This is a genomic window from Chryseobacterium arachidis (assembly GCF_900129245.1).
GTDB classification, from domain to species: Bacteria; Bacteroidota; Bacteroidia; order Flavobacteriales; family Weeksellaceae; genus Chryseobacterium; species Chryseobacterium arachidis.
On record NZ_FQUT01000002.1, the window covers coordinates 119,738 to 143,016 of the forward strand.

The 23,279-nt window shown below is 36.5% G+C and carries 15 protein-coding genes and 1 riboswitch; of the genes, 3 read left to right on the forward strand and 12 right to left on the reverse strand.

Annotation, left to right across the window (positions count from 1 at the left end):
- Positions 1-29: 29 nt before the first annotated feature.
- From BUA89_RS04240 to folE, 5 genes are all read right to left on the reverse strand, one after another.
- Positions 30-2,681 (reverse strand): 4-alpha-glucanotransferase, encoded by a 2,652-nt coding sequence (locus tag BUA89_RS04240; protein ID WP_072953440.1) that lies wholly within the window; start codon positions 2,679-2,681, stop codon positions 30-32.
- Positions 2,682-2,803: 122 nt separating this feature from the next.
- On the reverse strand, positions 2,804-3,970 hold the full coding sequence (locus BUA89_RS04245) for a T9SS type A sorting domain-containing protein (protein WP_072953441.1): 1,167 nt from the start codon (positions 3,968-3,970) through the stop codon (positions 2,804-2,806).
- A gap of 358 nt (positions 3,971-4,328) precedes the next feature.
- Positions 4,329-5,795 (reverse strand): cysteine--tRNA ligase, encoded by a 1,467-nt coding sequence (gene cysS / locus BUA89_RS04250; RefSeq protein WP_072953443.1) that lies wholly within the window; start codon positions 5,793-5,795, stop codon positions 4,329-4,331.
- 150 nt (positions 5,796-5,945) lie between these two features.
- Positions 5,946-6,377 (reverse strand): DinB family protein, encoded by a 432-nt coding sequence (locus tag BUA89_RS04255; protein WP_072953445.1) that lies wholly within the window; start codon positions 6,375-6,377, stop codon positions 5,946-5,948.
- A gap of 14 nt (positions 6,378-6,391) precedes the next feature.
- Complete coding sequence (gene folE, locus BUA89_RS04260) at positions 6,392-7,057, reverse strand: GTP cyclohydrolase I FolE (RefSeq protein ID WP_072953447.1); 666 nt, start codon at positions 7,055-7,057, stop codon at positions 6,392-6,394.
- Between the two features lie 53 nt (positions 7,058-7,110).
- Between folE and BUA89_RS04265 the strand changes: the two genes are divergently transcribed.
- The gene (locus tag BUA89_RS04265; RefSeq protein ID WP_317043374.1) at positions 7,111-8,310 is read left to right on the forward strand and encodes a hypothetical protein; all 1,200 of its coding nucleotides are present in this window, start codon (positions 7,111-7,113) and stop codon (positions 8,308-8,310) included.
- 65 nt (positions 8,311-8,375) lie between these two features.
- Here the strand turns inward: BUA89_RS04265 and metF are convergent, their stop codons facing one another.
- The 7 genes from metF to BUA89_RS23490 form a co-directional block, all read right to left on the reverse strand.
- A complete protein-coding gene (gene metF / locus BUA89_RS04270) occupies positions 8,376-9,335 on the reverse strand; it encodes a methylenetetrahydrofolate reductase [NAD(P)H] (RefSeq protein ID WP_072953450.1) in 960 nt (319 codons plus the stop codon).
- Between the two features lie 151 nt (positions 9,336-9,486).
- A complete protein-coding gene (metH, locus tag BUA89_RS04275) occupies positions 9,487-12,153 on the reverse strand; it encodes a methionine synthase (protein ID WP_072953452.1) in 2,667 nt (888 codons plus the stop codon).
- Positions 12,154-12,158: 5 nt separating this feature from the next.
- On the reverse strand, positions 12,159-13,250 hold the full coding sequence (locus tag BUA89_RS04280) for a fatty acid desaturase family protein (protein WP_072953454.1): 1,092 nt from the start codon (positions 13,248-13,250) through the stop codon (positions 12,159-12,161).
- An 82-nt stretch (positions 13,251-13,332) separates the two neighbouring features.
- On the reverse strand, positions 13,333-14,343 hold the full coding sequence (locus tag BUA89_RS04285; RefSeq protein WP_072953456.1) for a homocysteine S-methyltransferase family protein: 1,011 nt from the start codon (positions 14,341-14,343) through the stop codon (positions 13,333-13,335).
- A 166-nt stretch (positions 14,344-14,509) separates the two neighbouring features.
- Positions 14,510-15,676, reverse strand: coding sequence for an O-succinylhomoserine sulfhydrylase (locus BUA89_RS04290; RefSeq protein ID WP_072953458.1), 1,167 nt, complete (start codon positions 15,674-15,676; stop codon positions 14,510-14,512).
- A 193-nt stretch (positions 15,677-15,869) separates the two neighbouring features.
- Positions 15,870-17,411: an ACT domain-containing protein gene (locus BUA89_RS23485; protein ID WP_378158505.1), complete on the reverse strand. Its 1,542-nt coding sequence runs from the start codon at positions 17,409-17,411 to the stop codon at positions 15,870-15,872.
- Between the two features lie 3 nt (positions 17,412-17,414).
- Positions 17,415-18,353: an alpha/beta fold hydrolase gene (locus BUA89_RS23490; protein ID WP_378127362.1), complete on the reverse strand. Its 939-nt coding sequence runs from the start codon at positions 18,351-18,353 to the stop codon at positions 17,415-17,417.
- 60 nt (positions 18,354-18,413) lie between these two features.
- A riboswitch (SAM riboswitch) is annotated at positions 18,414-18,521 on the reverse strand.
- A 188-nt stretch (positions 18,522-18,709) separates the two neighbouring features.
- On the opposite strand from BUA89_RS23490, the gene BUA89_RS04300 reads away from it, so the two are divergent.
- Together BUA89_RS04300 and BUA89_RS04305 are read left to right on the forward strand one after the other, a co-directional pair.
- On the forward strand, positions 18,710-21,325 hold the full coding sequence (locus tag BUA89_RS04300; RefSeq protein ID WP_072953460.1) for an MGH1-like glycoside hydrolase domain-containing protein: 2,616 nt from the start codon (positions 18,710-18,712) through the stop codon (positions 21,323-21,325).
- A 230-nt stretch (positions 21,326-21,555) separates the two neighbouring features.
- A complete protein-coding gene (locus BUA89_RS04305; RefSeq protein WP_072953462.1) occupies positions 21,556-23,238 on the forward strand; it encodes a T9SS type A sorting domain-containing protein in 1,683 nt (560 codons plus the stop codon).
- Positions 23,239-23,279: the final 41 nt, after the last annotated feature.

The following is a 23,279-nucleotide window of genomic DNA, read 5'->3' on the forward strand; positions in this document are numbered from 1 at the left end:
ATTAAAACATTGATAATCAAATGTTAAATTTACATTCTCCCACTATCTTTCACCCAGTTTGCGATCTTTTTATTAAAATTTTCCTGCACTTTTAAGTCTTCCAGATTCAAATGCATTCTGTACCTCCAATAATGAGGAAAGACTGCAGGATTGTTGATTCTTTCGTTATCCATTTTCGGGTTGGTAAGTTCTTTATCTGTTGCCAAAAATTCCTGAATAGGAAAAACAGCCAGCATTGCATCATTATAAAGATGCTGTTTCATAATCATTTCAGATAGATGAGCATCTAATTCTTCAGGCGCTTTTCCGTACTGAATCAATTGCTGGTTAAAATATTTCTGTGTCAAAGCAGGATCTTCTTTCCACCACTGTCTGAGTGTAGAACTGTCGTGTGAAGAAGCCGTAACAACATTCAGATAGCTTGCTTTTTTAGGATTGTAAAACGGAATGTTTTCTGAAGGCATTCTCTGAACTTTTAAAGCAACAATGGCCAATTCGTCCATCACCACAGGAACACAATCCGGAACTAAGCCTAAATCTTCTCCACAAATCAACATTTTCGTGGCATTTAAAATCACCGGAAGCTTTTCCATGGCTTTTTCGTACCAAAGAGCATCCTGTCTTCTGAAAAAATAATCATGGTACAAATCGTAGATCGTTTTTTTCTCCCAATCTGAAAGATATTGATAAGAATCTGTATGATAAACATTGAATCTTGGGTGATAAACAACCTGTCCGTTTCGTTCTTCAATTAAGAATAAAACATTGGCACAAAGTGAAATCAATTGTTCTTCAATCGTTCCTCCCGGATTTTTTTTGAAGAAATCGGCTAATTTTCTCTGAGTATTAAATTCTTCTTTAAATGTGTATGTACCGTCATGATTATTGTTGATGAATTCCAGTGCTTTTTCAACATTTTCTCCAAAATAGTTCCAAAGAATCTGATCATTGATGAACGGTTTGCAATATCTGTCGAAATTAAATGGAATATGCCAGGCGTTGAACTCTTCCAATGTAACCGGAACTGCAGGATAAAAATAACCCAAAATCCCCTGTGTAGCAGAAATCGGCATTCTCCAGATCCTGAAAAACCCTAAAATATGGTCAATCCTCATGGCATCAAAATACTGTTCCAATGCCTTGAATCTGTTTTTCCACCATTTATAATCATCCGCTTTCATAGCTTCCCAATTATATGTTGGGAATTCCCAGTTTTGTCCCAATTCTGTAAACTGATCCGGCGGTGCTCCGGCCTGAAAATCCATTCCGAAAAGTTCTGGCTCTGTCCAGGCTTCAACCGAATGTCTGTAAATTCCGATTGGGAGATCTCCTTTTACCGAAATTCCGAGGTTATGCGTATAATCAATCGCATCTTTTAATTGCTTGTGAAGCTGATATTGTACCCACGCATGAAGCATTGAAGCATCATAATCTTTACTTTTAGCAGTAAAAAACGGAGCAATTTTTCCGGCGATATATTTTTTATGTGTTTTCCATTCGTTGAAATTCGGAGTCTTATATTTGTCTCGCAACACACAGAATGCTGAATAAGGAACCAGCCACAATTCATTATCTTTTATGAATTTTTTAAAATTCCTGTCTTTGTAAATTTTATCTTTTCCTTCAATAAAAACTGCTTTCAGATATTTCCATTTTCCTGAAATCATCTTTTCGTAATCGATTAATTCCAATGAATTTAAATCTGATTTTTCAACTTGGTATTCTTCAATTAAATCTTTCGGTAAGTCAAAATCAAGGTTTTCTAAAGAAATATATTGCGGATGCAAAGCGTAAACGGAAACCGCTGCGTAAGGATAAGAATCCGTCCATGTATAATTGGCAGTCGTATCATTGATCGGTAAGATCTGGATAATCCCAAGATTGGTTTCTTTCGCCCAATCTGCAAGTTTTTTCATATCCGAAAATTCCCCGACACCGAAACCATCCTGCGTCCTCAAAGAGAAAATCGGAACGGCAACTCCTGCATCGTGATACATCTGATACAATTTAAATTTAAAATAATGATTCGAAACGATCTGCAGAATATCTTTCGACTGATTAGGAACCGTAAATCTGTTTTCGCCTGTTTCCACATCAATTACTTTACCAACTTCCGAATCGTAAAGGCAATATTTAAACTGAATGTATTCATTTTCCGGAATTTCAAGAGAAGTTTCCCAAATTCCGAAATCCGTCTGAGATAAATGAATGGCTTTTTCATAATCCCAGTTTCCCAATGAAGCCGTACTTCCGAATACTACGATTTTCCAGTTCGGATTATAGACCGGCGCCTCAATTCTGAATAGGTGAGTATGTTTTTTTAATACCGAAAGCTTTTCCGGCTTAAATGTATTCAGCTTGTTATGAAGAATCTTGTTATTAAGATAATTTTCCGGAAAGTTCTTATTGTTCCATTCATCGAAAATCACAAATTCTTTATAATTGTGCGGAAAATTAAGATGATGCGGAACAAATTCTTCTCTCAAAAGATTTCCTCGTTCATCTACAAGCTGATATTGATAGGAAATTGATTTTGAAAAATAATCTACTTCACATTTCCAGAGCCCGTTTTCTCCGTAAAACATAGCATGAGTCTGATGTACAGCACCTTCGTCATTGATAATCAACTGTAGTTTTTCTCCAACTTTTGCACTGTAACCTACATTAAAGTATAGCTTCATTTATATTTTTTTATAAAAATACGTTATAATCCCGAAAAACAAAACTTATTGAATATCAAATATTCATTAAAAAAACCTTTCCAAATCGTTGAAAAGGTTTTAAGTTTTATATAAATTAAAGATTATTCTGTAACCAAAATTTTCTTGTTCAATAATATTTTTCCGGATTCGTCCGTGATACTTACCAAATAAGCCCCGCTTACTAAGTTTTTAAGATAAACCTGCTGATTGAGCGAACCGTCTTTTACTGAAAGATTATGCTTCATTATATTTTTGCCTGACAGATCGAAAACAGTAAGGTTAATATTCCCTTTTACAGCTTTATCGTTTACATTTACGTTAATGTATTTTTCATCAACTCTTGTCGGATAAATATCAAGATTCGCAAATACGTTGTTCGAAATTGCTTTATCATTAGCGAAATATTTACTAGCTAAATCATAAATATGTAAATTTTGTTCGCCTGCAAGCTGTTTTGCCTGTAAAGTATTCAAATCAACTTCATACAAAGGAGCTCCTTTTGCACTTGCGATCACCACTTTTCCTTTAGAATTCACTGCAGAACCATTCACAGAATAATTTTCAGGAATTCCCGAGATTTTTCCCACAAATTTTGCCTTCAATTCTTTAGGTGAAACTTTGAAAACATTTCCTGAAGCCGAAAAAACATAGAAATTATTATCTGCATCAGCGATCATGTCACCACCAAATCCTGTTTCAATGGTTGTGAAAGAATTTTTCCCATTGGAAGCATCATCTTTAATGATTCCCAAGTCGTTTACAACATATTGACTTCCTTTTCTGCTGATCTGCAAAAACTGGGTTCCGGAGTTATTGATTGCATAGATATTTCCGTCGTAGCCGGTTGCCATTCTGGTTACATGAGAATTGATATCGCATGAAGTTACTCTTGCAGTATTGTTTTCTACTAAAGTAATTTCCTTCGTTTTAGCATTTAAAACATAAATATTCGAAGAAAACATCGGCATGTACACCAAATTATTGTTGTGAGAATCGTAAGCCAAAGTTGCCATATTCATAGCCTGGGCGTTGTTGTAGGTGTTTTTATCTTCAGTTACAATACCCCTGTTTGTCTGCGAGAAAACTTTTGCAGAAGAATCTGTATTGAAAATCTGTTCTCCCGAAGTACCAGTTAATCCATCGACAGCACGGAAATCATTAAAAACAATATTCGGGGTGTCTTTTCCGACCAATGCAAAAAAATCTTGCTGCGCATTCACATTTGCTCCTAGTAAAAGCAGAAATAAAGGGAATAAATGTTTTTTCATAGTATATAAATTTTGATTTTAATCATTTTAGTATGACTAAGTTACATAATTTTTGGATTGGATTGTAATTTTTTTTAGCTTGAGACTAAGGTTTAAAAAATCTATTTTAAACGCAAAGAAACGCAAAGATTTTTTTGGACTACTATTCGTTTTTAAGTTCGCAAAGGCGTTTCACTCAGCAAAGGCGGTAAAGTTTAATTTTTATATTGAATAAAGGTATTTTTGTCATTCTGACGAAGGAAGAATCTATTTAGAGTTTGTAGATTCTTCATTTCGCTTTGCACCATTCAGAATGACAGCGCGACATAAAAAACTCCCACAAAAAATGCAGGAGTTTAGTATAAATATTTTTAAAATTCTAATTCAAAACGTAAGAAGTTCCGTCTCTTCCGTCTTTCAGCTCGATACCTTCTGCAAGAAGTTTATCACGGATTTGGTCTGAAAGTTCAAAGTTTTTCGATTTTCTTGCCTGATTTCTTAGTTCAATTAAAACTTTCAGCGTTTGATCTAATTTTTCGTTATTATTCTCTTCAATAGTCTGAAGTCCTAAAACATCGAAAACAAGAGCATGTAAAGTAGATTTTAATTCCTCTAGATCTTTCGTTGAAATCGTTTCTTTAGCATCATTCAAAGCAAAAATATATTTTACGGCTTCAAATAAATGCGCAATTAAAACCGGAGAATTGAAATCATCCGTTAACGCATCATACGCCTTATTTTTCCACTCTTCAAGGCTGAAACCGGATTGTTTTTCGTCATTTGGAGCAATATTATTTAAAACTTTAATCGCTTCCATTAATCTGATGAATCCTTTTTCACTCGCCAGCATGGCATCATTAGAAATATCCAAAACGCTTCTGTAATGAGCCTGTAAAAAGCAAAAACGTACAATTGACGGATGGAAAGGTTTTTCAAAGAAATCATTTTCACCAGTCACCAACTGCATTGGCAAAATGTAATTCCCTGTGGATTTACTCATACGTTGAGAATTCATCGTCAACATATTGGCGTGCATCCAATAATTTACAGGAGCGGTATCGTTGCAGGCTTTTCCTTGTGCAATTTCACATTCGTGGTGAGGGAATTTCAAATCCATTCCACCTCCGTGAATATCGAAAGTTTCCCCTAAATATTTCGTGCTCATTGCAGTACATTCAAGGTGCCATCCCGGGAAACCTTCTCCCCAAGGCGAATTCCATCTCATAATGTGTGCAGGGGAAGCTTTTTTCCACAATGCAAAATCCTGTGGATTTTTCTTTTCTCCTTGCCCGTCCAAATCACGAGTATTGGCAAAAAGTTCTTCAATATTTCTTTTTGAAAGTTCGCCATAATTTAAACCTCTTCTGTTGTATTCCAAAACATCGAAATACACAGAACCATTGCTTTCGTAGGCGAATCCTCTTTCAATTAATTTTTGTGTCAATTCAATTTGTTCCACGATATGACCTGTTGCAGTCGGTTCGATATTCGGAGGCAATAAATTGAACAGATCCAGAACTTTATGAAAATCTACCGTATATTTCTGTACAATTTCCATAGGTTCCAGTTTCTCAAGACGGGTCTGTTTTACGAATCGGTCGTTATTTACATCTCCATCGTCGGTAAGGTGACCGGCATCGGTGATATTTCTTACATATCTTACTTTATAGCCCAAATGCATCAAACTTCTGTAAATAAAGTCGAAAGAAAGGAAAGTTCTCACATTTCCCAAATGTACGTTGCTGTAAACCGTCGGCCCACAAACGTACATTCCCACATTTCCGTCTAAAATAGGTTTAAATATTTCTTTTTCTCCCGCAAGCGAGTTGTATATTTTTAATTGCATTTTTTTATTTTGATTTAATGATTTTTAAAATTTAGTGTAAAGTTTTATTTTATTAAAAGATGAAAACCTTTTAACAACAGCAAATACAGCAACAACAAATAATGGTTGTTACGAAAATCCTGTCTGAAACTTTTTTAAATTTTATCATTATTAAATTGCTTTTAAGTGATGTTGTAAATGACTAATATAATCATTAATAATAAATTCCAAAGTAAAAATTTGCGATTCTGTTTTAGTCATATCACAGGTTCTCTGCAAAGCTTCGTCCGGAATATTTTCGACAACATTAACAATCTGAAGATTGAGAAACTTCCAAAGATTAATAATATCCGAAGTCGGAACATTCTGATAATTCTGAGCTTTTACCCAAAAATTCTGATCATAAACAATATTCTCGTTTTCTTTGTATTGAGTAACTACAAATCTCCTGATATTTGCCAAAGCACTATCACAAAGGTGCCCTAAAATTTCTTTTTTCGACCATTTTTCAGGAGAAATCTTATACGACCAGTCTTCTTCATAAATTTCTTCAAATCTCAGAAGCTCGTCTTCAACAAGAGTTTTAAGAATCTGATAATCCATTACTATTCTAAATATTAATCCAACTTCGCATGGCTTCCCACATAATGAAGGAATTCCTGTCTGGTAATAGGATTGGTTCTGAAAATTCCGCTCAATTCTGCCGTAATCGTAGAACTTGCCGTGTCTTTTATTCCTCTGCAGTTTACACAAAGATGTTTTGCATCGATAATGCAGGCTACATCTTTCGTTCCCAAAGCTTCTTTTAAGGCATCCACAATCTGCATCGTCAGTCTTTCCTGAACCTGTGGTCTTTTTGCATAATAGTCCACAATTCTATTGATTTTTGAAAGACCGATCACTTCACCGTTCGAAATGTAAGCAACATGTGCTCTTCCGATAATCGGTAAAAAATGATGCTCGCAAAAAGAATATACCGTGATGTCTTTTTCCACCAACATCTGGCGGTATTTATATTTGTTCGAAAATGTGGAAATTCCCGGCTTATTTTCAGGAAGAAGCCCTCCAAAAATTTCGTTTACATACATCTTCGCAACACGTCTCGGAGAATCTTTCAAGGAATCGTCTGTCATATCCATTCCTAAAGTTTCCATGATTTCCCCAAAAAGCTCGGTAATTTTTTCTATCTTCTCTTCTGGTGATTTATCAAAAGCATCTTTCCTTATAGGCGTATGTTCTTTTCCAGTGAAAATATCATCGTCGTTATCAGTAAAATCAACCATTTTTTATTTAATTTGCACAAAAATACGGATAAAATCTGTTCGTCATATTTAATTTGGCCGAAAAACATTATCTTTCGCCTCCACTATCATTTTACATCATGATTATTGCTGAAGAAGTACAAAACGAATCCCAGAAAAAGGAATTTTTAGAGTTTCCGGCAAGGCTTTACCAACACGATAAAAACTATATCAGGCCTCGAAATATTGACATTGAAGATGTTTTTAATCCTGAAAAAAATAAATTCTTTAAAAACGGCGAATGCGTACAGTTTCTATTTAAAAATAAGCAAAATGAAACGGTAGGAAAAGTTGCGGTTTTCGTTAATGAAACTTATGAGCAAAAACAGCCAACCGGCGGATTTGGATTTTTCGACTGTATTAATGATCAGGAAACGGCCAATTTTATTTTCGATCATTGTAAAAACTGGCTTCAGCAGAGAGGGATGGAGGCGATGGATGGACCCATTAATTTCGGGGAACGGGATAAATTCTGGGGCCTTGTCATTGAGGGATTCGTAGAGCCATTGTATGGAATGAATTACAATTTTCCTTATTACAAAGACCTTTTTGAAAACTATGGTTTTAAAATTTACTTTGAACAGCTTTGTTTTTCGAGATCAATTTTCGCAGAAGTTTCAAGGGTTTTCACCGTAATGCACACAAAACACAGCAAGAATCCTGAAATTTCCGCAAGACCCATGACGAAAGATAAGCTGGGAAAATTTGCCAAAGATTTTACTGAAATTTATAACAGAGCCTGGGCTGCACATGGCGAAGGAAAATGCATGGAAGAATCGAAGGTTTTGAAAATGTTTAAGACCATGAAACCGATTATCAATGAGCATATTTCGTGGTTCGTCTATGAAAATGAAAAGCCGATTGCCATGTGGATGAATCTTCCGGACACGAACCAATGGTTTAAATATCTCAACGGAAAATTCGGACTTTGGGAAAAAATTAAATTTCTCTGGATTAAAAAGTTTAAGAAAAACGAAAAAATGGTGGGACTTGTTTTTGGTGTCGTCCCCGAATGGCAGCGAAAAGGCCTGGAAGGGTACATGATTTGGGAAGGAACACAGCACCTTAGAAAACACACTGATTTTAAAGTCACAGAAATGCAGTGGATTGGTGATTTTAATCCTAAAATGATCAAAATTGCCGAGAATCTTGATACTACAGTGACCCGAAAATTGGCGACTTATCGTTATTTATTCGATCAAAATAAGGAATTTGAAAGGCATCCGATGTTATGAAATAGAGTTTCGTGAAAAAAGCCTTGTCTTTCGACAAAGCTTCCGTCAAATATCATTTTACTTTATTAGAACAGCTCTGAGGCTACTTTTTTAATATTATCACTTTTCCCCATACTGTAGAAATGCAGAACAGGAACTCCGAAATCTAAAAGTTCTTTACTTTGAGTAATCGCCCATTCAATTCCGATCTGTTTTACGGCTTCATTATTCTTGGCATTTTCAACTTCATTGATTAGTTCTTCCGGCAAATCAATTTTAAAAATCTGAGGAAGAATTTTTAAGTGCTTTTTCGTTGCAATCGGCTTAATTCCCGGGATAATAGGAACTGTAATTCCCATTTCACGAGCCTTCTTAACAAACTCGATAAATTTTTTATTGTCAAAAAACATTTGTGTTACAATATAATCTGCTCCTGCATCTACTTTTTGTTTTAACCATTTCAAATCATAATTCATTGAAGGCGCTTCCATATGTTTTTCGGGATAACCGGCAACGCCAATGCAGAATTTATTATGCTCTTCACGTTCTTCGTCTTGGTTATGAAGATATTTTCCTCTTCCCAGATCATTAATTTGATGAACCAGATCCATCGCACTAGCATGACCTCCCTGAGTTGGCTCAAAATATTGATGACCTTTCATTGCATCGCCTCTCAAAGCCATGATATTATCAATTCCAAGATACATACAGTCTACCAAAAGATATTCTGTTTCCTCTTTGGTAAAACCTCCGCAAAGCAAATGAGGAACCGTATCTACATTATATTTATGTTGAATGGCCGCACAAATTCCCAATGTTCCGGGACGCATTCTTGTGATGCGGCGCTCCATCAAACCGTTTCCTTTGTCGATATAAATATATTCTTCTCTGGAAGTTGTCACATCGATAAATGGTGGTTTAAATTCCATCAAAGGATCAATGTTTTTATATAAATCTTCAATCCCAATTCCTTTTTGGGGCGGAACAACTTCGAGGGAAAACAAAGTTTTTCCGTTTGCGTTTTTTATATGATCAGTAATCTTCATTTTATATTTTTATTGCTTGTTGAAAGTTGTTATTTACGATTAAAAAGCCAAAGCCAACAACGATCAATCATGAGCTATTTGATAATCTGTTTTTAATATTTATTTTGAAGTTTTAGTTTCGGCGGCGGCTTTGCCGCCGCCGAAACTAAAACTAAATTCCGTCTGCTAAATTAGGATTCAGCCATTTCCTTGCTTCCTGCAAAGAAATTCCTTTTCTTACGGAATAATCTTTCAATTGGTCTTCTGCAATTTTTCCCAATCCAAAGTATTTGGCGTGCGGACTACCAAAATAATATCCGGAAACAGCTGCAGTCGGGAACATGGCTAAGCTTTCCGTTAAATAAACGCCAATGTTTTCTTCTACTTTTAAAAGATCCCAGATTGCATGTTTTTCCAGGTGATCCGGACACGCAGGATAACCTGGAGCCGGACGGATTCCTTTATATTTTTCGGCAATTAATTCTTCGTTGCTTAAATTTTCCTGATTCGCGTAACCCCAATATTCAGTTCTGACTTTTTTATGCAAAAATTCAGCATAAGCTTCTGCAAAACGGTCTGCCAAAGCTTTTACCATGATGGCGTTATAATCATCATTCGCTTTTTCATATTCTTCTGCCAATTCATCAGTTCCAAAACCTGTAGTTACACAGAAAGCTCCCATATAATCGGTTTTTCCTGAACTCTTTGGAGCAATAAAATCACTTAAAGCCAGATAATCTTTTCCTTTCGAACGCTGAGCCTGCTGTCTTAATGTTAAGAATTTTACTTTCTGTTCATTATTTTCATCGAAGATTAAAATATCATCCGTTTCATTCGAATTAGCCTTAAAAATTCCGAAAATGGCTTTTGCGGTTAATAATTTTTCATCTAAAATTCGATTTAAAATAACCTTTGCATCTTTGAACAATTCCTTCGCCTGAGCTCCTACAACTTCATCTTCTAAAATCTGCGGATATTTTCCATGCAAATCCCAGCTTCTGAAAAACGGCGACCAGTCGATGAAAGGTAATAATTCTCTCAAATCCTGATTTTCAAAAACCTTAATTCCTAATTGATTGGGTGTAAAAATCTCTTCATTTTCCCAGTCGATTTTAAATTTATTCTGTCTGGCTTCTTCAATAGAAACGTAGTCTTTTTCCACCTGTCTGTTGAGAAACTTTTCTCTGAATTCCGAATAGTCGTTCTTTAGATCCTCAACGTATTCTTTATTTCTGTCGCCCAGCAATGAACTTACCACGTTTACCGCTCTGGAAGCATCATTCACGTGAACAACTGCATTTTTATATTTTAAATCGATTTTCACCGCAGTATGTGCTTTTGAAGTTGTTGCACCACCAATTAATAAAGGAAAATCTAAATTTTGTCTTTCCAATTCTGAAGCGATATAGACCATTTCGTCCAAACTTGGCGTAATCAATCCGCTGAGTCCGATAACGTCCACTTTTTCCTCAATTGCCGTCTGGATAATTTTTTCGGCAGGAACCATTACTCCCAAATCAACGATTTCGTAATTGTTACAACCTAAAACTACGCTCACAATATTTTTACCAATATCGTGAACATCGCCTTTTACAGTCGCCATCAGGATCTTTCCGTTCGCAGGTTTTGAACCGTCTTTTTCAGCTTCAATAAACGGCTGTAAATAGGCCACCGCTTTTTTCATTACCCTTGCCGATTTTACAACTTGTGGTAAGAACATTTTTCCGCTTCCGAATAAATCTCCGACGACGCCCATCCCCGTCATTAAATTAATTTCAATAACGTGTAATGGTTTTTCTGCCTGCTGTCTTGCTTCCTCAACGTCTTCTTCAATAAAACGATCGATTCCTTTTACCAAAGCATGCGTAATCCTCTCCTGCAAAGGATGATTTCTCCATTCTAAATCCTCGACTTTTTCTTTTTTGACCGATTTATGTTTTTCCGAATAATCAAGAAGTCGTTCTGTCGCGTCTTCTCTCTTATCAAGAATTACATTTTCAACTAATTCTAGAAGCTCCTTATTAATTTCATCGTAGACCTCCAACATCGCAGGATTTACAATTCCCATATTCATTCCCGCCTGAATGGCATGATACAGGAAAACCGAATGCATCGCTTCTCTCACCGTATCATTTCCACGGAACGAAAACGAAACATTGGAAACTCCTCCACTTACAGACGCATACGGAAGATTCTGGCGAACCCATCTCGTTGCTTCAATGAAGTCGATTGCATTTCTTCTATGCTCATCCATTCCCGTTGCGACAGGGAAAATATTTAAATCGAAAATAATGTCTTCTGCAGGGAAATTTAAACGATTCACTAAGATATCATAAGAACGTTTTGATATTTCGATTCTACGATCGTAAGTATCAGCTTGTCCTACTTCATCGAATGCCATGACAATAACCGCTGCACCATATCTTTTAATTGCTTTTGCCTGTTTGATGAATTCTTCTTCACCACCCTTTAAGCTGATGGAATTCACTACACATTTACCTTGAGCAACCTGTAATCCAGCTTCCAAAATTTCCCATTTTGAAGAGTCGATCATCAAAGGAATTCTGGAAATATCCGGTTCGGAAGCAATTAAATTTAAAAATTTAATCATAGAAGCTTTTCCGTCAATCAATCCGTCGTCGAAATTGACATCAAGAATCTGTGCACCGCCTTCAACCTGATGACGGGCGATATCCAAAGCTTCCCCGAATTTTTCTTCTTTTATTAATCTTAAAAACTTCTTTGAACCGGCAACATTGGTTCTTTCCCCAACGTTGATAAAATTACTTTCCGGTGTAATAATCAAAGGCTCGAGCCCCGATAATCTTAAATATTTCATCAAATTTATTCTTCTAAAATAAAATATGCGTTATTCGCATTCTGCTTCAGCAAATCCACATGTTTGCCCAAAGCGGTGAAAATCGGAAACCGTTTGTAACCCAGGTTATGTTCTTTGGCAAACTCTTCGATTTCCTCTGTAATTTCATTATAATAGGCATAACTGTAATTTGGGAAAAGGTGATGGGCAACATGAAAGTTGAAATTTCCCAGCACATTTCTTACAAACCAGTTATTTTCTTTTAAATCATTGGTAACTTCAAACTGATGATGTAGCCAGCTGAAAGGCAGTCCGTTTTTTTCGTCCAGCTTCGGAAAAGCATTGTCTGGAAGCGGATGCAGAGGCAGCAACACAAAAAGTGCAAAAATACTCGCCGCAATCACCTGTAAAAACCAAGCTCCCAATGCCAAACCGATGGATACTTTAAAAAACAAAACCGGAACTGCAATCTGATAGAAAAAATAAAACAGTTTATAGGCAACCATCTTAATTTTTTCTTTTGCCGGAATGGCTCCCTGAGTTTTCAGAATCACCCTTTCATTATCGAAAAAGTCTCTGAAATCCCGGATAAACATCCAGTTGAAAAGATACAAAGGATACACCAGAAAGAAAAAGAAATGCTGATATTTCTGAACACCTTTTGCTTTGATCCACGGAACGATTAACAACAAGCCGCTCTGTTCGATGTCGGTATCCCATCCATCAACATTCGGATAAGCATGGTGGCTTGCAATATGTCTTTTTTTCCAGATATAGGAATTGGCTCCTACAAAATCGAAAATCTGTAAAACCAGACTGTTTAATCTCTTGCTTTTGTAAATATTATTGTGGGCCGCTTCGTGAATTAAATTTAAATAAATCAACACTAAAGAAATTCCCATCAACACAAAACTCGAAATATAAATCCACGGCTTATCAACATTGAAAAGCGCAAACACATATAAACCAAAATAGACCAAAGGCAAAATAATGGCTTTGATCTGAATGTAAAGATCCCTGTTTTCGGGAATAGTTTCTACGCGTTGGTTCACTCTTTTTCTTAGTTCATTAAACAGTTTTGCATCCTCTGAATCTTTAAGGTAAATCGGTTTTTCCATAGTATTAAATTTGCATGATATTTAAATTTAATATTAAAAACCATTCCTTTTATTATCGATTCAATAAAAAAAATCTATTAAATCAGACAAATTCCTTCAATTTTCTTGGCGGATATTGGGCTACCAGATCTGCAATCGCTTTGATGTGATCCGGCGTTGTTCCACAGCAACCTCCGATAATATTGATCAATCCTTTTTCCACGTATTCTTTGATCTGACTTGCCATATCTTCCGGAGTTTCATCATATTTTCCAAAAGCATTCGGAAGACCAGCGTTCGGATACGCCGAGACGTGGAATTCTGAATTGTGAGCCAAAGTTTCTAAATATGGCGTCAATTGGTTTGCTCCCAAAGCACAGTTGAAACCTACACTTAGTAAATTCAAATGCGAAACGGAGATTAAAAATGCTTCTGCAGTCTGTCCGCTCAATGTTCTTCCCGAAGCATCGGTAATTGTTCCGGAAACCATAATCGGGATTTTGATTCCTCTTTCATCCTGAAGTTCATCGATGGCAAAAAGGGCCGCTTTTGCATTTAATGTATCGAAAATAGTCTCAACCAAAAGAATATCTGAACCACCGTCTAATAAGGCCTCACACTGCTGTTTATAAGCTACTCTTAATTCTTCAAACGTAATCGCTCTGTAACCAGGGTCGTTTACATCCGGACTTAAGCTTGCCGTTCTGTTCGTTGGACCGATAGAACCTGCTACAAATCTTGGTTTGTCAGGATTTTGAGCCGTGAATTCGTCACAAACTTTTCTGGCAATTTTTGCAGATTCATAGTTCAATTCATAAACCAAATCTTCCATGTGATAATCTGCCATTGCAATAGTCGTTCCTGAAAATGTATTGGTTTCGATGATGTCTGCACCTGCTTCCAGATATTTTTTGTGAACTTCTTCAATTGCCTGAGGCTGTGTTAATGATAATAAATCATTATTTCCTTTCACAGGATGCTCCCAATCTTTGAAACGTTCGCCACGGTAATCTTCTTCCTCGAATTTGTATCGCTGAAGCATGGTTCCCATCGCTCCGTCAAGAATTAAAATTCTCTCGGATAATGCTTTGTATAGTTGTTCTGAATTTTTCATATTATGTTTTGACTAAGCCAATTTTTTATTTCATTATTGTAAAGCCTTGTCGAGGCTTTTTTGCGTTGAATCTTTTGCAGCCCGACTTGAACGGAGCTCTTTTTGCCGCAGCGAAGCGGAGGCAAAAAAGCGGGAGTGGAAGGCGGATAAAGCTGCCCAAATCAAATTAATCCAATGCCTGCTTTAAATCTGCAATAATATCATCCACGTTTTCCAAACCTACCGAGCAACGAACCAAACCAGCTGTAATTCCCACTTCATTTCTTTCTTCGTCCGATAATTTGGAATGTGTTGTAGAAGCCGGATGTGTTACAATTGTTCTTGTATCACCAAGGTTTGCGGAAAGTGAACACATTTTAATTTTATCTAAAAAGTTTCTTCCTCCTTCAATTCCGCCTTTGATTTCGAATGCTACGATATTTCCGCCCAATTTCATTTGCATCTTCGCTATTTCATAACTTGCATGAGATTTTAAGAAAGGATATTTTACCAATTCTACATTAGGATGATTTTCTAAAAACTCTGCTACTTTTAATGCATTTTCACAATGTTTTTCTACACGAATTGCTAATGTCTCCAAACTTTTTGACAACACCCATGCGTTGAAAGGAGACATCGCAGGACCTGTATTTCTTGCAAAAAGATAAATTTCACGAATCAAATCTTCTCTTCCTACCGCTACTCCCCCCAAAACACGACCTTGTCCGTCAATTAATTTTGTTGCGGAATGCACCACGATGTCTGCACCATATTTTATTGGCTGCTGCAAATAAGGCGTTGCAAAACAGTTATCTACAATGAAAATTAGGTTATGTTTCTTGGCAATCTGTCCGAAAAATTCTAAATCCAACACTTCAATGGCTGGATTCGTAGGCGTTTCCAGATATAAAATTTTCGTGTTTGGCTGGATATATTTTTCTACATTTTCAGCATCTTCTGCTTTGAAATACGTTGTTTCGATATTCCACTTCGGGAAATATTTTGTAAATAGCGTGTGTGTCGAACCAAAAACCGACTGACAGCTTACAATATGATCCCCCGCATTTAACAAAGTTGCAAACGTTGAATAAATCGCAGCCATCCCCGTTGCGAAAGCATATCCTGCTTCTGCGCCTTCCATTTTCGCAATTTTATCTGTAAATTCTGTTACATTTGGGTTTGAAAAGCGACTGTATAAATTCTTTGGCTTTTCTTCCGCAAAGCTCGCTCTCATATCTTCCGCATCCTGAAAAATAAAGCTGGATGTTAAATATAAAGGCGTTGAATGCTCATCAAACTGAGTTCTTTCAGTTTGGGTTCTTATGGCAAAGGTTTCAAAATTTTCGTTTTCCATATAGCTTTAAAATGTAACAATGTATCAGTTTAGCAATTTAACAATGAAATGCTTCGGCAGGCTCAGGACGACAATGGTAAAAAAAATTGATAAACTGGTACATTATTAATTGTTATATTAATATTATTATTTAGTTCCATAGGTTGCACCTACGGCTATTGATGTTGGACCCTTTCGGGTCCAACTTGCTGTTTTATTTCGTTTCGCTTACTCTTAAAATATCTCCGAAAACACCTCTTGCAGTTACTTTTGCTCCTGCTCCTGCTCCCATGATGACGATCGGATGTTCTCCATAACTTTCTGTATAGATTTCAAAGATGGAATCTGAACCTTTTAATTGTCCTAATGCAGAAGTTGCAGGAACAGAAATCAGTTTTACATCCAACTCACCTTTTTCTTTTTGCAAGTCTCCGTGCAAATCTCCGACGTATCTTAAAACATGACCTGGTTCTTGGTTTCCTTTGATTTTTTGATATTCTCCGTCTAATTCTTCAAGTCTTGAAAGGAATTCTGATTTTGAAACTTCAAGCAGACTTTCAGGAACAAGATTTTGAATATTGATATCTTCAAATTCATTAATCAAGTCTAATTCTCTGGCCAAAATCAATAATTTTCTCGCCACATCGTTTCCAGACAAATCTTCTCTTGGATCCGGTTCTGTATATCCTTTTTCTAAAGCTTCATTGATGATTGTTGAAAACTTATCGTCTCTTAAAGAAAAATTATTGAAAACATAGCTCAATGTTCCTGAGAAAACGCCTTTAATTCTTGTAATATTTTCTCCTGAAAGATGCAAAAGTTTTATGGTATCAATTAACGGCAAACCTGCACCAACATTGGTTTCATACAAATAACGTCTATTGTTTTTATTCAACGTATATCTTAGTTTACGGTATTCTTCGATAGGAAGCGTGTTGAAAATTTTGTTAGAAGAAACCAGATCGAAACCGTTTTCTGCCAAAGCATGATAATTGTGGACAAAATCTTTACTTGCTGTATTATCTACAACAATCAAATTTTCCAGTTGATTTTCTTTTGAGAAGTTGATTAACTCTTCAACATTAGAAGGATTTTGAGCCGTTACAACCTCATCATTCCAATTATTATCAAAACCTTTTTTGTTGAATGCAATCTTTCTGGAATTAGCAACTGCCACAACTTTTAAGTCGATTTTTTTACGTCTTTTAATTTCTTCAGATGATTCTAAAACCTGTTCTATTAAAGTCTTTCCAACGTTTCCGTGGCCGATAATTGCCAAGTGAACTGTTTTCGGTCTTTTAGAGATCTCAGACTCGATGATGTTTTTTGCTTTTTCGTCCTGAGATGAAGTTACAACAATATTTACCCTTTTTTCTGCCGCAATTTGGTTTAAAAGCAAGGGGAAAACATTATTTCTAGCCAGTTCTGCCAAAATTTTGTTAAAATCTTCTGCAACAAAGCCCAAAACCGATACATTATTTATGCTGTAAATCTGAGAAACTTTCCCTGATTTTCTTTCTGCTTCAAATTCATCAATCAGGCAATTGACCGCTTTTTCAGAATCACTTTCCTGAACAAGAATAGAAATTCCGTTTTCGATCGCCTGTTGAGAAATTACTCCCACACTGATTCGCGCCAACGTAAGCGCTTTGAAAATTCGTCCGTCAATCCCGATTTCGCCTAAGAAATCTTCTCCTTCAAACTTGATGATTGATCTGTTTTTTAAAAATTTTATTTCGTTAGCATTACTTTTCATCTTCTACAAAATATTTTTAATGATAGTATTTAATTGTTCGTATTCCATTAAGAAGGCGTCGTGCCCGTGAATTGAGGTGATCTCGTGATAGAAAACATTTTTCTTTTTTTCTTTCAGCTTTTGAAAGCACATTCGAATTTCAGAAGCGGGGAAAAATAGATCTGTATCAACGGAGATCATGTGCATTCGTGCCTGGATTTCTTCCAAATGGTCCTCCTTGGCATTTATATTCATCAGTAAATGATTCATCAGCTTGTAAGCTTTTAAACTAAACCTTTCGTTTAAAGCATTTCCGTGATAAATCAGCCAATCTTCTGACTCTAATCTCTGTTTTTCCTGATTGTATCTGTTTTGAAATCTATCATTTAACGATTCCGGAGTCCGGTAGCACAGCATTGCATGAATTCTGGCTTTCTGTAATGGTTCATCATTTTGATTTAGTAAAAATTTCTGAACCAGACATTGTGCATGAAGCCAATCGTGAGTTTTGAAGTCGCAGGCAATAGGAATGAAAATTTCAGCAAGATTTGGTTGTTTTACCAACATTTCCCAGCCGATTCCGCCTCCTAAAGAACCTCCAATAATGGCGTGTAAACTTTTAATATTTAAAATTTCAAGACCTTTTAAAAAGATATTGGCCATATCTGAAGGCGTGAAATCTTCGTAATCATCAATTAAAAAACCATCAAATCCGTTTCCGGGAATATTGAAACATAGAACTGTATATTTTTTGGTATCGATGACCTGATTTTCACCAATTAATTGTTTCCACCATCCCCTTTCGCCCGAAACATTGGAATTTCCGGTTAAGGCATGATTAACTAAAACAATCGGCGAAGAAAACAGATCCTGCCCGAAAATCTGATAGCTCAACGGGATATCATATTCCTTACCGGAATTAATTTGATACGAAAAATTAATATGTTTAAGTTCTGATTTCAATTCTATTATTTTTTAATAATACAATTGAAAATGCCACAGAAATGGCTGAAAAAGATTCAGTAGTTATCTGTCCAAAATAATTTTGGTAGAACGTAGCACCTTCATTGCTTGCGCAAAGGGTTGCTAAGGTTTCACAGGGTCTAATCCCTCAACCTTTCTTGATAACATTTTCAATATTTTAATGAACGAATGGTGCAAAGATAAAACTTTTCTTTTAAATATTTATAAAAATTTAATTTAATATAGAAAACACCGATAAACAGAAGCTTTTCAAAGGAATATTAATTATAATTCAAATTTGATGAGTTGGAATTTTTTACCAAAAAAACTAACTTCGTAAGGAAAAGTGACAAAATATGAATGCCGAAAAACAAAGATTACAAGATACAAACTGGAAAAACTGGGGACCTTACGTAAGCAACCGGCAATGGGGAAATGTACGTGAAGACTACAGTTCCAACGGCGATGCGTGGAATTTCGCCAATCATAACAATGCGGAAAGCTACACCTATCGCTGGGGCGAAGAAGGAATTGCAGGGATTTCTGATGTAAAGCAACTTTTCTGCTTTGCGCTTTCGTTCTGGAATAAGAAGGATAAAATGGTGAAAGAGCGTTTCTTTGGGTTGAGCAATCCTCAAGGAAATCATGGGGAAGACATTAAAGAGATCTTTTATTATTTGGATAATACACCAACACACAGCTATATGAAAATGCTGTACAAATATCCGATCAATGCTTTTCCTTACGATGACATCCGCGCTGAAAACGGGAGACGAAGCAAGAAAGAACCGGAATATGAGATTTTCGATACCGGAATTTTTGACAATGATGAATATTTTGATATTTTTATTGAATATGCCAAAGCTGAGCACAACGATATATTAGTTCGTGTTACGATTTTCAACAGAAGCCAGAATGATTCACCGATTGTAGTTGCGCCAACAGTTTGGTTCAGAAATAATTGGAAATGGGGCTACAATATTTATAAAGGACAAACCAATGCTTCTTATGAAGGTTGTATTGATATTAACCACGACAGTATTTCGATTAAGAAATTTTATTCAAGAAACATCAATGCAGAAAGTGTTTTTTGTGAAAATGAAACCAATTCTCCAAAATTATACGGAGCGCCTTATCCGGGAAATACTTATTATAAAGACGGGATTAACGATTATATTACTTATGGAAGCAATACGGTAAATCCCGAAAAAAGAGGAACAAAAGCTTCATTTTTAATTGATGATGTGATCGAAGCACAGCAATCGAAAACGTTTGATTTCAGATTATCTCCGAAAGAACTGGATGAACCGTTTTATCAGTTTGATGAAATCTTTAACACAAGAATTCAAGAAGCCAATGAGTTTTATAATGAGCTTCAGAACGATGTAACGAATGATGACGAAAAAAATGTTCAGAGACAGGCTTTTGCAGGCTTGCTTTGGAATAAACAGTTTTATCATTACAATGTCGGAAAATGGCTGAAAGGTGATCCAAATTTTGAAGCTCCTAGAGATTTCAACAATTATGTAAGAAATACGGAATGGAATCACATGCACAATAAGGACATCATTTCCATGCCCGACAAATGGGAATATCCTTGGTATGCAACCTGGGACCTGGCTTTCCATTGCGTCCCTTTTGCCATTATTGATGCTGAATTTGCCAAAGGGCAGCTTCTTTTATTAACAAAAGAATGGTACATGCATCCGAATGGGCAGCTTCCTGCTTATGAATGGAATTTGAGTGATGTAAACCCGCCTGTTCATGCATGGTCTTGCTTCAGGGTTTTTAAAATTGATGAAAAACAAAACGGAAAACCGGATCTTTTATTTTTAGAAAAAGTTTTTCAGAAATTATTATTGAATTTTACCTGGTGGGTGAACCGAAAAGATAAAAACGGTAAGAATATTTTCGGGGGAGGTTTCCTCGGACTCGATAATATTGGTGCTTTTGACCGCAATATGATCCTAAAAGACGGGCAACATCTTGAACAGGCTGACGGAACGAGCTGGATGGCAATGTACGCTCTGAACATGATGCGAATTGCGATGGAACTGGCTCAGTATTATCAGGTGTATGAAGATATGGCGATCAAGTTTTTTGAGCATTATCTTTATATTGCCGAAGCAATGGAAAATCTGGGGGAAGGAACAAAAGGACTCTGGAATGAAGAAGACGGATTTTTCTACGATGTTCTGCAACTTGGAAATGGTGATAGCGTTTCTTTAAAACTGAGAAGTATTGTAGGACTGATTCCAATGTTTGCCGTGGAAATTATAGATCACCATCTTCTTGACAAAATGCCAAACTTTGTAGAAAGAATGGAATGGGTTTTAAAAAATAAACCCGAACTCACCAAACTGGTCTCGCATTGGGAAGAAGAAGGACATGGCCGAAAACATCTGATGAGTATTCTGAGAAAAACAAGGCTGACCAAGGTTTTATCCAGAATGCTTGATGAAAAAGAATTCCTGAGTCAATACGGGATCCGGGCGATGTCTAAAGTATATGAAGAAAGTCCTTTCAAATTTTCTGTTCACGGGGTTGAAAACATCGTGTATTACACTCCTGCGGAAAGTGACAGCCGGATGTTTGGAGGGAACAGCAACTGGCGCGGCCCGATTTGGTTTCCTATTAACTTCCTGATTGTTGAGAGTTTGCAACGTTTTCATTTTTATTATGGAAACAGCTTGAAAGTGGAACTGCCTACCGGAAGTGGGGACAAAAGAAATCTGGATGAAGTTGCACAAAATATCAGTAACAGATTGTGTTCTATTTTCCTGAAAGATGAATTCGGACAACGCGCTTTCAATGGGGGAAACCCAAAGTTTAACTATGATGAAAATTTTAAAGATTATATTACCTTCTTTGAATATTTTCACGGAGATAACGGCCGCGGGGTGGGTGCTTCCCATCAAACGGGCTGGACGGCAACGGTCGCTAAACTTCTTAAACCTAAATTAATGATATAAAAAATAAACTTTTCATAGGCCTTACATCTGTAAGGCTTATTTATTATTCACCACATATTATTTATTGGATCAATGAAACAATAACAGACTATAGCTAAAATCGATATCTTATTCCAATACTTCTATCAAATAAATATTTCTCTTATAAAATTGATATTAAATTTTAAAATCTATTAATTTTCTCTCATTAAAATATTTATCTTAGCACCATAAAACCTAATAATTATTTTATGAAAGTAAAATTACTGCCTATCACAGCCATGGCGCTCTCAACCATGGCAATCTCTCAATTAACAGCACAAGAATACCAGCCGCTATTGATACAAAGCGGTCTGAATGCTGATGTTATTGCAAACGGAGTCGGGCCTTCCGCATCTTCAACTAACAATGATGTAGACGGAGTAAATTATGCATTTATTTCCAGAGATTTCCAGCTTACTGCCACAAGCTCACCGCTTACATACGGTTTACCTGTAAACGGAATCATCAATTCTGTTGTAGCCTCTACCCCCGGACTCTCTTATCAATTGGCTTCTTACAGTTCTAACAACTCGTTAAGACTGCAGAATACCAATGACACCGGAACCTTATTATTTTCTAACCCTCTTTCTGCCAATACAGTATATATGCTGGCTACGGGAGGAAGCGGCGACTGTACAGTAGATGTAAATGTGAATTTTAGCGATAACACTTTCCAAACTTTTACAGGAATAAACATTTCTGACTGGTACTATGGAAGCAATTTTGCCATTCAGGGAATTGGGAGAATTAATATTTCCAATGATGACTTAGAATCAGGTTACGGCTCAGATCCAAGACTTTACCAGATTCCTTTAACGATTGATGCTTCCAATTTATCTAAAACCATAAATGGAGTTACTGTAACCAAAAGCGGCACGGGAGGGATACCCAACATCTTTGCTTTTGCGGCAGATGCCTATAATCCTTGTGGTTCTCCGAACAACGTCGCCGCATCCACCACAATGGACACGGCCACTTTAAGCTGGGGCATTCCTACGAATGGCGCTCCGTCTTCTGGATATCAGTATTATTACAGTACTTCGCCAGCGGCTCCTACCTCTACAACAACTCCGACAGGAAGCGTAACATCAGGTACTTCGGTAACGTTAAACAGTCTGACAACAGGGCAAACGTATTATTTCTGGGTACGTTCTAATTGCGGAAACTCTTCATACAGCTTCTGGAAAATGAAAGAATTTATTCCTGGACAGGTATCTGCAACTTATACTCTTGGGGATATCAACACCCAATTTGACGAGTTAGGAGTTACACCTACATCAAGTACAAACTGCGCAGGCTCCTTATCAATTAATGTACCGGCAGGATATTCAATTCAATCGACATCAGTTTCTTATGCCATGACTGCAGCGAGCAGCGGATGGATGTCTGAGCAGAGAAGTATTCTTGTATGCTCCACAAATGGCAACACAGAAGCATCTATTTCATCAGGATCTGGTGGAACAAGCGGAACATATTCTTATAACAGAACCGGGCTTACGATAGCCAATGGCCTTACAGGAACTGTAAACTTCGACCTTAGAGCGTGGAGAACTTATGGCGGATCAGATTGCAGCTCCACTTACAATAAAGTAGACGACGGTACATTTACAGTAACAGTAACATTACAGCCTGTGGTATTAGCGACCAACGAAGCATCTGCGAAAGCAAAGGAAAGAATTGCTTATCCGAACCCGTTCATCGACACTTTGCATATTGAGAAATCGGAAAATGTGAAGAAAGCAGTAGTTACGGATCTTTCTGGAATTATAGTAAAAACAGTGGACAATCCATCTTCGTCACTATTCTTAGGAGAATTAAAGGCGGGAATGTATATGCTGACATTAACTATGAAAGACGGCTCTGTGAAAAGCACAAAAACAATTAAAAGATAATTTACACACACATTCATACTGAAAAACCCGGTTGAAAATAT